This window comes from Cupriavidus sp. GW822-FHT03E04 (assembly GCF_058801495.1).
The window spans coordinates 191,958-204,778 of sequence record NZ_JBXANI010000002.1 but is presented as its reverse complement, the minus strand read 5'-3'; the positions used below and the strand labels follow the sequence as shown (position 1 = coordinate 204,778).

Genomic DNA, 12,821 nt, shown 5'->3' with positions numbered 1-12,821 from the left:
CAGCGCCATAAGCCCGTCCTCGAAATCAGGAATCGGTCGGTTGTTCCGATCCATGATGTAGCGAGGGCAATCTTAGCCCGAAATCCGAGTCCGCCTCGTCCCAGGCGGATAGCGAAGCTTGCCGACAGGCTCATTCAGGCTTCGCATCGCAATCAGGCAGAACAAACTGCTTCCTAAAGAGCCGCGCCGCCTCCGTCAGCCCTTGCGCAGTGAACTCCACCGACTTCGCCTTGTTGACAGGGTCGGCAATAAGACCGCGCTCATGAAGGCGGTTCAAAGCCTCCCAGTCAAAACCTTTCCACGCCCGATCGTAGTCGTGCAGTGTCAGGTAAAGGAGACCCAGGACAGCATTGTCGATTGCTTCGGTATTGAGTTGATCGGGATTCATGTTCGATCCTCCTTCTTGGGCGGCTTCGCCGTCAGCCAACGGCTCGATCGTCGCCGCCTCAGCACGGCTTGTTCCTGCCCACAGGGCGGTACTTGCCCTCGAGCCTGGCGAACACAACTATAGCGGGCTTTTGTGCACCGCCGGATCTGCCCGCCAGGATCTCCACACGCAACATCCCAGGTTCCAACCGAGTGCTTTGCTACTCACGACTGGAGCCTTCCAAACGCCAGCGGAGGGGCTCCCCCGGCAGGCGTCTTGGTCTTCCCAACACGAAACAACAGTGATTGCAGCAGGCTCATCAGGGCAAGTCAAGCCGCCCGGCTCACGGCGCCGATGGGCATCCAATCGCGAGTGCTGCGCGACCAAGGCGCTGAGTTGCGGTCACGTGCCAACCGGTTCTCCACCTCGGTGATGACCAGGTGCCGCGTTGTATCCTCACATCAACTGAAAAGACGCGGGCGCAGCCGCCGCCCGCATTGTTCAGCACGGCGAATCACTTGGCTGGCTTGGGAAGCCGGTTGCACGAACTCAGGTACTTCACGTTTGCCGGTTCGCGCACCACCTGGTTGGTGGCGCCTGGCGTCGAAATCGTTGAAACCGTCATGCGACAGGATTTCCAGTCGTAGCTGGCTTCGTAGTCCACTCCTGCCTGCGGGACCCACGATGCCTCACTGGAACAGCCTCCGCGCACAGATAGAGAACCGCCGACACCTACCAGCGTACCGCCGCCGGCAAAGCCGAAGGTGAACGACTGGTTGGCAGGAATATAGGTCTCCGCAAAACGTTCGCTCCTTTCCGCCTCGTTGCCTGGAATACCGATGCTGACGCCCTGCTTGTGCTTATGCAGCGCATTGTCCCAATCGAGCAAAGCAATGTTGATGCGCCCGATAGTATCCTTCGAATCGAAGCAGGTGGCGGCAGCCGGCGCATTCGGGTAGAGGAAAACGTTCGTGTTGACCCGCGGCCCGGTGTTGACCACGCGCAATCTTGCACGTTCTCCGGACGTCGGCTCCTGATACTTGGCCGCGCAACCGGCCAGCGCAAACGCGCAGGCGCACAAAGTCAGTACAAGCGTTGTGGTTCTCATATTCACGACATGAAGAAATTTATAAGGCATACGATGGTTCCTGCGTACTGCGCTACATGCCCGCGACGTTAGCGCTCGGCCACCGCCCGGGGCCGCAGCATGAACGGCACGCGGTTGTCCGGGCCTGCGCCAGGCTTGAGCTCATAAGCGAGCAGTCCGCATCGTCCATTGCCGCCAATCGACGTCCCTTGCAGCAGAACGACGAGCTCGTAATCGTGCCCTGCTTCAGGTGTCATCACTGCCGCCGCGCGACACACAAGACTGCCGTCAAGCGTGGCCGTAAACATTAGCGAGAGCGGCTGTCCCGCGCTCACGTAGCGCTCGAGCACGGGCATGTTGGTATCCTGATCTGTCGAGGCCGGCATGCCGATGCGCTCGCTTTCCTTCGGGGTCTTGCCGATCCCTGCCCATCCCTTCGAAAAGACGGCAAGCAACTGCCGCTTGGGTTCGTTGTCCTGCTCGACGGTCCCAAGAATGATGGCGGGATACGCGTACATATCCATCGCTTTGATGCGCAGGCGTGCCTGCGTGTCAGGGGCGCCTTTTGGCGCGTATTCGGGCATTACGGCACATCCGGTGAGCAAAAGCGGTAGCGCTATCAGCGCACCCAACAATGACCGGCGGGGCAAGAAAGACGTCATGGGAGAACTTTGAACAATTGGGAATTTGGACGTCGCGTGCAGCGCGAGACGACGCCCGTTGGGCCGGCGGCGGCATCCTCATCCGCCGCGCACTGGCTGTCGCCGTAGGTGCCACCGGGATTGCAGCCTCCAGCCACCGGGCGATCGCGACGAAGGACGCGGCGGAAGGTCACCCGTAAAGCGGAGGGAAGTGGACGGCGCTAAAAAAACTGTTCGCCCACCCTTGTTCCTCGATCAATCGAGCGATGCCAGCATGACGCCGCCCAGCCTGAGTTTCCAGCTCACTTTGCCGACGCCTTCACCACGTCCCCGGTATAGCTCAAGGACGACAGCTCCTCCTTGGCTTTGTCGGGCGTTTCCAGCTCCAGCACCACGCGGCCCACCATCAGGCCCATTGACGGCGAACTGCGCACATACTTCGTTTCCCCACCGTCCAGGGCGAAGCTGAGCGTCTTCTCCGTTTCCGTCGCCGCCGAGGCCACATATTTGCCAGCAGGCCGGTCCACGAAGAAGAAGCCGCCTGGCTTGGATTCCCCCACAACCTGGCCGTTTAGGCGAAGGTCCGGTTGGATCGCGGCGCCGAACATGGAGGCCGAGCGCAGGAAGTAGATACGCCCCTCGCCCGGCTTGATCGTCGGGATCGAGGCCGCCATATCGGAATGCTTCACACCCGATGCGCAACCCGCCATCAGCAACGACATCGCCATCCCACCCATTGCCATACGTACAACTCGTTTCATTCGGTTTCTCCAAAGGTCAGAGGTACTGCGGTTGAAAGCGGGGAGTAGTTCTGCTCCCCCGGCAAATAGAAGCCCACCAGCTTTTTGTCTTTGAGGACAAGGTAGGCTTCGTGGACCTGACGGCCCTCGATCGTGAAGATCGTTCCGACCGGCCGGTAGACGGCCCCTTGCGGCACGCGTCCCACCGGCTTCCATACGGATTTGGCAGCCAATGTTCGTGAGTACCCCGTATCGAGCCGGATCACTACTGGTGCCTGGATCGTGATGGATCGCGCCGTGGTCCCATCCTGTGCAAGTTCGACGGAAGATGGCGTCGTTGCGATCATCGGGGCACAGCCGGACAAAGCCACACCGCTGGCGAATAGCACCCAGAGGCGGGGCAAACGTGTCAGAGCTAAGGTGTTCATAAAATCGTATGTTCTGATTTAGTTTCTGAAAGCCATCAGCCATCGTGGAAGCATCGAATCTGGCGGCCCCAACCATCGGTCTCAACACAAGGTTATCGCGTGTCCCGCACCAAGCGAAAGAACTTGCGCCATCCATATCGATTTATGACGTACAGATGGAGCAAAATTAATCCAGATAGAATGAATTTTTCACCGCTGATCAAATAGCTTAGATGAAACGCGTGCCAACCCTCGCGGAGAACTCGATAGATAGAAATAGCGAGCCAGAGGATTGCATACATCACCATCATCCCGACTATTCGCCGCATGTAAGGAGTGGCATCCACATCACCCCCCTTGTATAGCTCCGTCAATATTCGGATCACCCCCCATCTCCAAATTTTCACATCGAGAGCACAAACCTCTCACCATCCCTATTCAATATCAAAGACTCTATATCAGATATGGAAACATAATTCCTTCGAGTTGTTCCTTCGCGAATAACCCCTGTTAACTCAACCCTATCAAAATAGACAGCGGGTCCACCCACCCAGCCTCCAACCATGAGGTCGAGTTTTTTTTCCAACCCCGGTGCGTATATTTCCACCCTAAATAACGAATCTATGGAGCTATTTTCAGGAATAAGAAAACACTCCCCCCCTCTGATAGCCAACGTAGCACTGACACTCACCAATTTCCCATATAGAGCTTGCAGTCGCCTCTGTGAGCCACAGAATAGTAGTTTTTCATCTAGTATATTCATCTCTTTGTAAAAATCGCCTCTCCAGAAAATTTCTGCATAAACTCTGCCACTGGCGTGAAGTACTGCCGACCTAGCGCCGGATCTCGAATCGCCACAACTGCCACCCCATTCCGCACGGTAACTCCATCGACAACAATGGCATGTCCGCCGCGATCCAAACTCATTCTAACAATAGCAGGATTTCCATTTGCTGTTGCCGCAGCGAGGTCCTCCAACGTTGCCCCTAACACTCGCTGAGCGGACAGGCCATTATTATTCAAAGTCGAGGCCAACCTCCGCATAGTCGTACCGCTTGCAGTTACGCCCGACTCGGAAATCAACACTCCGAGATCAAATTGTTTCCCTGCTGTATCCAATACCATTGCACAGGAGGTCGGCCCACAAGTGGGCAACGCCCCTTGATTAAGAGTCAATCGATCACCATTTCGTGGGAGACTGACACTTGCCGAATTTCCGGGCTCGAGATTTCCTACTGCCTTTACTTCCGTTGCCGTTCCGGTTCGCAGTGCGATATCAGCACCGACGCCTCTAGCGGCAACAAACTCACTCAACTTGCGATAGGCTACCCCGGCCGCGGGCAGTACGCCGGCTATACCCATCAGCCAGCGCTCGGCCGTGCCCAGCGGCTGGCCGCTCAGACCTTGACCGGTGACCGCCTGGTAAAGCGCTGCCGGCGTGCCGTACAGCGGCAGCAGGCTGGTCAACATGTCACCCAGCTTCAGCGCCTGCTCTGGTGTCAGATTATTCATCCGCGCCAGCATCGCCGCCGCCTCCACCTGCCGTACCTGGGTATCGATGCGCTGGAAGTCCTCCTGCGTACACGCCGCCCCGCACTGCGCCATCAACCGCGCATTTTCACGGGCGACGATCCCGCGTGCCGGCCCCTGCGAAGTGGCATTGTTCAGAGACTCATTCTGTGCCGCCAGCGCGGCCGACGTCGCATCGGTGCCCAGCATTACACCGGTCACCCCGCCGACCAGCGTCGCCAGCCCAACGGTCACTGCCTGACGGATCTTGTCGTCGCTGTAGTTGATGACCGGGCTATCGGCATAGATCTGGTCGCGGATCAGCGGAGCGGCCAAGGCACTTGCCGCCCCTCCAACAGCACCACCCGCGCAATCCCCGCCCGTCAGGCTCTGCGCAGCACACCCAAGAAGCGCGTGACCAGCCGCGTTTGCCAGGATCGTGCCGGTATCCGCACCGACCGCGCCGATGCCCGGCAACGTCACGCCAATGGCATTGGCCCCAACCGCCGCCGCATCCCGCACCAGCCCGTTCGCAAAGGCTTGCCCGAAGCTGCCGCCGTAGGCCACCGTATTGACCCCGGCGCTGATGGCAGAGCGCACCACGCTCGCCTGGACGTAGTTGCCAAGGTTGGACTGAACGGCATCCCAACTGCCCTTGGCAATGTTGTCGCCAATACTGGTAACGCCCGCGTTCCCCAGGTTTAGTGCACCCAGCGCACCCTGCGTGAGGCCCGCCGTTACCCCCGAGACAACGCCGGCCTTGAGCGCTGCGCCCATGTTCAGCGAGCCTGTCAGGATCAACTGGCTCACCATGCTGGAGAGCGTGCCGGCGATCAGCCCCGACACCGCTACCGACATCGCCAAGCCGATGCCCGCAGCCGCGAATGCCGCGCCAGCGGCGACCGTGGCGCCCATGACGGCGGAATATGCCGCGCCCACGATTGCCGTCCCAGCCCCGGCCGTCACGATAGAAATCGCGACCGCCGCCACCATCGCCACCACCATGCCGATGGGGCCGAACCCGCCCTTCTTCTCCTGAATAAACCGCGTATGAATATCGTCGGCGACCGTGCCCTCGGTGTAGCTCAACCCCAGGTTGGCCTTCAGCTGATTCACCAGCGCAACGGTTGCGGCCTCGTCGACCGTGCCGTCGGCGTTGCGGATCAGGAACGCGTTGTTGACCGCGTGGATGCTGTCGGCCTCGATGTTCATGCGCATGGCGCTCATGAACCCGCCGGGCTGCACCACGGTGCCGGTGATCACGTTCCAGCCGCCTTGGGCCTTGTAGGCCGAGGTGCCGATGTCCACCACGTTGGGGCCGGCGTCGATGCTGCCGGCTTTCACGTTGAGCGTGTCGGCGGCCGTGATGGCGCCGCTGTTGCGCAGCTGGCCGGCGATGTCCAGGCTCACCTTGTCGCCGGCGATGGTGCCGCCGGTCGGCTTGGTCAGCGCCTGTGCGTAGCCCTCGGGCAGGTACACCTGCGGCACCAGCGCGTTCACCGTGGGGCACGCGGTGCTGGCGACCGTATTGCAGCTCGGGTCGGGTACGGCTTGCTGCGCGTACCAGAGCAGGGGCTTGTCGAGTTCGTTGACCTGCGTCTGCGTCAGCGCCGTGCCCAGCGCGATGTTGTGCGCCTTGGCGTAGTCCGCCGCGTTCTTGTAGAGGCTGAGCTTTTCCTGGTCGGTGACCGAGAGCTGGTTCTGGCTGTCCCAGGCCAGGCCACTCACGAAGCTGGCTTGGCCGGTCTGTTGCAGCGCGGCTTGCTGGAGCCGTTGTCCTTCGGTGTAGGGGTCGTAATAGAAGCTGACCTTGCCCGGGCGCAGTTCGGCGGGCAGCTGCGCGAGCAGGCTGTCGGGCGTGACGCCGGCCAGCACGGCGGTGGCCGGGCTGTTGTTCAGGTACTGCGCGCGGTCTGTGGTGCCGCTGGGCGCGGTGACCGGGTTGCCGGCGAGGTTGGCGTTGAAGTGCCAGTCGATGGTCTGGCTGCTGCCGGTGGTGGGCGCTGCCGGTGTGGCCACGATGACCGGGTTGAACTGCCAGGGAGTGGTCGGATTGTTCACCGGCGTGGCGGCCGGTACCGCGCCGCCGGGTGCCGCCACGGGGCCCAGCGGGATGACTTGCTGCGCGCCGGTTGCGGGCGGCGTGGGTTGCGTGGGGCTGGTGTAGCCGTTCACCAGGGCGGCGCCGGTGACGTCGACCTGGCTGCCCATCAGGTTGCCGGTGTTGAGCACCTGGCCGCCGGCCGTCACCGACAGCGCGTTGCTGGCCTGGATGCCGGATTCCAGGCTGCCGAGCGTGGCGCGCCCGCCGGTGTCGTGCCAGCGGTCGCCACCGCTGTGGTCTTCCTGCCAGCGCCCGACCCAGTCGGCGTTGAGCGGGATGCTGCTGTTGTCGATGCTGCCGGCCATGCCGACCGTCACGTTGCGCCCGCCGGTGATGAGGGCGCCCTTGTTGGTCAGGTTCGTGCCCGACAGCTGGACGTCGCGCGCGGCGGAGATGACGCCGGCCGGGCCGGCGGCGGCGTCCTCATTCGCCGCGCACTGGCTGTTGCCGTAGGTGCCACCGGGATTGCAGCCACCGGCGTAAGGTGGGTTCTGGCCGCCGTAGCTCTTGTACAGCCGCGCGGTATCCATGGTGGTGTTGACCAGCGTCGGCGCGGTGATCGATACATCGCCGGTCAGTGACTGAATGGCGCCGGACCGGTTGGTCACGCTGCTGGTGGCGTTCAGGGTGATATCGCCCTGCGCGGCCAGCGTTGCGTTCAGGTTCTGGATGTCGGCCGCGCTGATCGTGAGCGTCTGGCCAGCGGCCACCGTGCTGGGCGTCTGCTGCCAGGCAAGGGAATCCACGCGGGGATTGCTGTCGTCCGGGCAGTCCGGTGCGCCCGCCACGCAGCCGGGCGTTGTGGTGATCTTGCTGTCGTAGACGCCCTTGTTGGTGAACGTGCCCGGCGTCTTGATGGCGACCTTGCCCGCCGCAGCCAGGTCGCCGGCATTGGTCAGGTCGCCGGTGCCGGTGAGATTCAGGTTGCCGCCGGCGGTGATCTGGCCGGCTTTGCCGAGCTGGTAGCTGGTGGTTACCTGGCTGGGCGCGGCCGCAGCCGCGCCAGTGGCAGTCTTGCCTTGCGCGACCGGCGACCATGGCGGCGGCGCGAAGCAGCTGTCGCAGGCACTCATGCTCGGCGGCACGCCGTAGACCAGCGGCCCCGGTCCGTGGGCGTCGGTATTGCCCGTTGTGAGTGCCGCGAGCTGCGCCATGAAGGCCGAGAGCTCGCCCTGGTTCACCGCATCCCCGGTACTGTTGACCAGCGTTGCAGAACGGCTGTTGTCCAGGCTGCCAACGCTGAGCGTTACGTTCCTGCCCGCCGAAATAATGCCGCCCTTGTTCGAGAGCGAGGCCGTGCCGATGTCGAGGTTCCCGCCGCTGATGATCTGGCCGGCGGTCCCGTCGGCCTGGCGCACCACCGTATGGTCGACGGTGGGTACGCCAATATTGAGGGTGCTTTCGGGCGTCAGCAGGAAGGGCGGCACCCTAGCCGCACCCGGGGCGGCCGGGATCAGGTGCCACAGGTCTTGTCCGTACTGCTGGTCCCCGTTCGAGGGAATGATCTCCGCACCGCGAACCAGCAGTACGGAACCATCGGGATTGCGCCTGACGTCGGCCAGCGTGATGTTGGATATTGCGCCTGGTGCATAGGCAGGGCAGCTGTCGCAGGATCCCCCTGGCAACCACGGCGAATAGCTGCCGATGATGGTCGCGTTGAGCAGACTGTCGTTGACCACCTTGGTGAAGGAACTGCCCGCATCCACCGGCGCGGTGCGGTCATTGATGACCGCGCCCGCGGCGATATGCAAGTTGCCGTTGGCGCCGATCACGCTGCCGATGTTGTTGAGGGTGCCGGAGATATCGACCTTGATGTCGCCGCCGGCCTGGGTGGTGCCGCCACGGTTGTCGTAGTCGCCGCCGGTGACGGTCAGGTTGCCCAGGGCCTCGGCGGTGCCCTGGTTGGCCACGTTGCCGCCCAGCGCCAGATTGCCGTTGGCGTGCAGGGTGCCGGTGTTCGTCAAGGCGCCAGCGAACAGCGAGAGATGGCTGCCGCTGACGATCTGCCCGGCATTGGTGAGCGTGCCGCCGGTGGCCAGGGTCAGGTCGCCGGATTTCTGGATCGTGCCGGTGTTGGTGATGCCCTGGCTGGCATTGAGCACCACGTTGCCGCCCGGCACGTTCCACGTGCCGGTGTTGTTGATGGCCAGCGCGGCGAGGGTCAGGGTGGCGTTGGCGTTCAGCGTGCCGGCGGTGGCCGCCGATGGGTCGAACACCTGGTTCGGCGTATTCACGCTCAGGTTGTTGCCCGCCAGGATCTGGCCTGCCGCGTTGTTGAAGCTCCCGCTGCCGCCGGTGATGCTCAGCGTCAGGTCGCCTGTCGTGGGCGCGTGTCCGGTGAGGTCGCCGGCGAAGAGGGTGCCGCCCTGGTTGCTGGCGAGCGCGCCGCTGGTGACGGCGAGATGCTTGGCGCCTGCGATCAGGCCCTGGGCATTGTCCAGGGCATTCGCCACCGTGACGTTGACGGTCTGGCCGCCGACAGTGCCGCGGTTGGTCAGGGTGGAGGCCGTCAGGCTGACCTGGTTGCCTGCGAGCGTCCCGGCGTTGCTCACGGCGCCGCCGTTGACCGTGAGCTGCTGCGTGGCGATCGTCGCCCCGCTGTTGGCAATGGACTGGCCGCCCAGCGTCATGTTGGCGGCCGTGGTGTCGCCGGTCAGGGCGAGGCTGCGCGTGGCGGCCGCATCGAGCGTGCCGGTGACGGCATTGCCCCCGGTTGTGCCTGAACCCGCCACCGAGCCGACCTGGATATCCGTGCCGCGCAGGGTGGCGTTGCCGCCCACCCAGGTGAGCTGACCCGCCTTGAGCGTCTGCCCGGCCGTGGCCGCCAGATCGCGGCCGGTCAGCACGCTGCCGCCCAGGGTGAGGTTTTGTCCCGCATTCACGGTGGCGCTGCCCACGCTGGAGAGTGTGCCGCTCACCGTGGCCGATCCCGCCGCAGCCTGGATCGTGGCGTTGCCGCCGCTGGCCACGCTGCCGGCCACGTTGGCGTTCTGCCCCGCCGCGATAGCGGCGTCGCCATCGCTGGTCAGCGCGCCGTTGATCGCGGCGCTGCCGGCGGTGGCGGTAATGGTGGCCTTGCCCGCGCTCTGGGCCTGGCCGCCCACCGTGACGTTCTGCGCGGCGGTGAGCGAGAGGCTGGCATTGCTGCCGATCTGCCCGCTGGTGGTGATACTCCCGCTGCGGACGGTGACGCCAACCGGGCCGGTGGCGAGCACCTGGCCGCCAAGATTGGCATCGGTGCCCGCGGTGACGGCAAGCGTGCCGGGCGACACGACGTTGCCGGTGGTGGTGACGTTGCCGGTGACGCCGGTGAGCGACACATTGCCGCCGGTGCTGCCCGCCATGCCGTTGATGGTGAGATGGCGTTGGGTGGACAGGTCCAGATCGGCCGCCGAGACCGCGCTGCCGTCGATGGTGGTGTCGCGCGCCGCGTTGAGCTGGATCGTGCCCGGCGCGCTGACATCGCCGCGCAAATGGATATCGCCACGGCCATCGTTGCCCGCCGCCGAGATGGCGACCTGCGATCCACGGACCGCGCCGCCCACATCCACGCTGCCGCCGGCGGCCAGGGTCACGGCGTTCTGCGCCTGGATGCCACCGGCACCGTGGATCGAGCCACCTGCCGACACCGCCGCGGCCTTGCCCGCGTTCAGCGTGCCACCCAGTGTGGCGTCCTGCCCGGCGTTGAGGGTGTATCCGGCCTCGCTGTGGCCATTGCCCGACGCCACCACGGCGCCGGCGGCATTGAGCGCGACCGCCTGCTTGGCGTAGGTGCTGCCAACCTTCAGGTTGCCGGCGGAGTCCAGCGTCAGGTTGCTGGCCGACGCGGCGAGATTGCCATCGGCGCGCACGCCCAGGCCCGCGGCGGTGCTCACGATATGGATCTGGCCGGCAGTCATGGCGCCGAACGCGGTGGCGTCGATCGCCAGGCCGCTGGCGGCACTGGTGTTGCTGGCCGCGTTGTTCGCGCCCGTGGCCGTGGTGGCAAAGGCGCCGCCGGATGGTGTAGCGGTGGACGCAGCGGCGGACGTGACCAACTGGCGCCCGGCCACCAGGTTGATCTGGTTGCCGGCGTAGAGCGCCGCATCGACACCGATCGACTCGGCGATCAGGTTGATATTGCCGACCGTGCCCTCGATGCCCACGCCGTTGGGGTTCCCCGGCGACGGGTTGGCGATCTGTACGCGCCCGCCCTGCACGAGGAAGCCGGCGGCCGTGGCGGCATCGAAGCTGGTGGCTGCCCCGGTGCCCGACAGGAACTGCGGCACGCCGGTGGTGAGCGTGACCTGCGTGGTGTTGGTGAAGCTCGCACCACGGGTATAGACCCCGCCGGGCGCGGCGATCACAACCCCGGCCGGGGCGCCGAACACTTCGATGGTGCCGTTGACCTGGGCGGGCGTCTGGCTGGTGACCTGGTTGATGATCAGGCCAGCCGGGCCAGAGGTGGCCAGGTTGGCGTTGGCGCCCACCTGGCCGCCGAGGAACGTGCCGCCGCCGGTGGTGCTGTTATTGAGGATCAGGCCGATCGGATCGACCACGAATGCGCGGTACTGGTTGAGCGAGATACCCGCCGCGTTGGGCGTGGTGATGCCCACCACGGGCACGCCGCCCGCCGGCGCACCCGGTCCGCTGGTGGTGCCAATCGACGGGGTAAAACGCACCGGCGCGTTCGGGTCGGTGACCGGCGCGGCATGGGCCGCCGCAGGACCAAAGCTGACCGTCACCGGCAGGTGCGCGACCGCCCAGCGCATCAGGCTTTGCCGCGCGGCGCCGGACTGTATCGCAAGACTAGCCGGATCCGAGGCGCCCGCCGCCAACGCCCCTGCCGCCTGCCGGGCTTGCTGCAAGGACATCTGCAGCGGCGCAATCCAGGTCGTGATGGCCACCACGCCAGCCAGCGCCCGCACCCACAAGCGGCGACGGCCACGCTCGGCCATGGAGAGGCCGAGCGATGGATCGGGTTGTGCGTTGTCCTGAGGCAGAGCGGCTTGCTTCACGCGGTACATGGTGCTTCCTGGCAGTGCGTCGAACTGGATGTCTTAGGGCGGGTCGCGTAGGAGGGCGGGCGGCCTTTGCGTGCCGCCTTACTGCGTGATCTTTGCCTTGCCCAGCAACTGCGTGACCAGCGTGGTCGTGGCCCGCTCAAGTTCCTGCGCCTGCAACGCTTGCTGGATGCCGGGCTTGACGGTGTCATAGGCCGGGACACGGGTCGCGCGCACTTCGTCAACCTTGACCAGGAAGCGGCGGTTGTTCCAGGCCACGGGGGTGGCGCTCACCGCGCCAGCGGGCAGGGTGGACAGCGCTTGCGCAAGCGGCAAGGGCAGGTTCTGGGTCTGGCCTTCCTGCGCCGGCACCTTGAAGCTGAGCCAGTCCATCGCGCCACCGCTGGCCTTGGACGGCGCGAGGCTCACCTGCTGCGCCACCTTGGCGAAGTCCTCGCCGCCCTGGATGCGTGCGAGCGCGGCGGCGGCCGCGGCATCGTCGGCGAGCTCAATCAGGCGGCCCTTGTATTCCTTGTCGCCCAGGCTTGCCACGATGGCGTTGTAGCGCGAGCGCACCTGTTCCTCGGTGACCGGCGCGGGCTTGATATGGTCCTTGAGCCAGGCCTGGGTCAGGATGGCGTCCTTCGCCTCGCGCAGGGCCTGCTGCAGATCGGGCCGCGCTTCCAGCCCCTTGGCCTTGGCCGCCTCCTGGCGGAACAGCTCGCGCGCGATCAGCTGCTGCTTGATGGCGTTGCGCGTTGCGTCGTTGTCGGGGAGTTGTGCCTGCTGCATGGCACGGGTGATCTGGTCATCGGGGATTGCCACGCCGTTGACCGAAGCGGCAAGGACAGGCTGCAGGCTGAAAGCCAATGCGGTGGTGGCGATAAGGCGAAAGATCTGCGATTGCATGTTGGTTTCCTTTGACATCGGGTATCGGAGTTCTGTGTTCTGCGTTCTGTGTTCAGGCAGGCCGCTTCCAGCCCA

The 12,821-nt window shown here is 64.5% G+C and carries 7 protein-coding genes; all 7 read right to left on the bottom strand.

Features of this window, described 5'->3' with window-relative positions; translation table 11 throughout:
* Window positions 1-130: 130 nt before the first annotated feature.
* Complete coding sequence (locus AC1RQC_RS02975; protein ID WP_492809289.1) at window positions 131-388, bottom strand: DUF6429 family protein; 258 nt, start codon at window positions 386-388, stop codon at window positions 131-133.
* Between the two features lie 493 nt (window positions 389-881).
* Window positions 882-1,505, bottom strand: coding sequence for a hypothetical protein (locus AC1RQC_RS02970; RefSeq protein WP_492882422.1), 624 nt, complete (start codon window positions 1,503-1,505; stop codon window positions 882-884).
* 38 nt (window positions 1,506-1,543) lie between these two features.
* On the bottom strand, window positions 1,544-2,038 hold the full coding sequence (locus tag AC1RQC_RS02965) for a hypothetical protein (protein ID WP_492387151.1): 495 nt from the start codon (window positions 2,036-2,038) through the stop codon (window positions 1,544-1,546).
* Window positions 2,039-2,397: 359 nt separating this feature from the next.
* The gene (locus AC1RQC_RS02960) at window positions 2,398-2,856 is read right to left on the bottom strand and encodes a DUF2846 domain-containing protein (RefSeq protein ID WP_492387150.1); all 459 of its coding nucleotides are present in this window, start codon (window positions 2,854-2,856) and stop codon (window positions 2,398-2,400) included.
* Window positions 2,853-3,263 carry a hypothetical protein gene (locus AC1RQC_RS02955; protein ID WP_492809285.1) on the bottom strand — a complete coding sequence of 137 codons (411 nt, stop codon included), beginning with the start codon at window positions 3,261-3,263 and terminating at the stop codon, window positions 2,853-2,855. Before AC1RQC_RS02955 ends, AC1RQC_RS02960 begins: the two co-directional genes overlap by 4 nt.
* Before the next feature lie 738 nt (window positions 3,264-4,001).
* The gene (locus AC1RQC_RS02950; protein WP_492882421.1) at window positions 4,002-11,861 is read right to left on the bottom strand and encodes a two-partner secretion domain-containing protein; all 7,860 of its coding nucleotides are present in this window, start codon (window positions 11,859-11,861) and stop codon (window positions 4,002-4,004) included.
* A 78-nt stretch (window positions 11,862-11,939) separates the two neighbouring features.
* A complete protein-coding gene (locus AC1RQC_RS02945) occupies window positions 11,940-12,746 on the bottom strand; it encodes a peptidylprolyl isomerase (protein WP_492882420.1) in 807 nt (268 codons plus the stop codon).
* Between the last annotated feature and the right edge of the window lie 75 nt (window positions 12,747-12,821).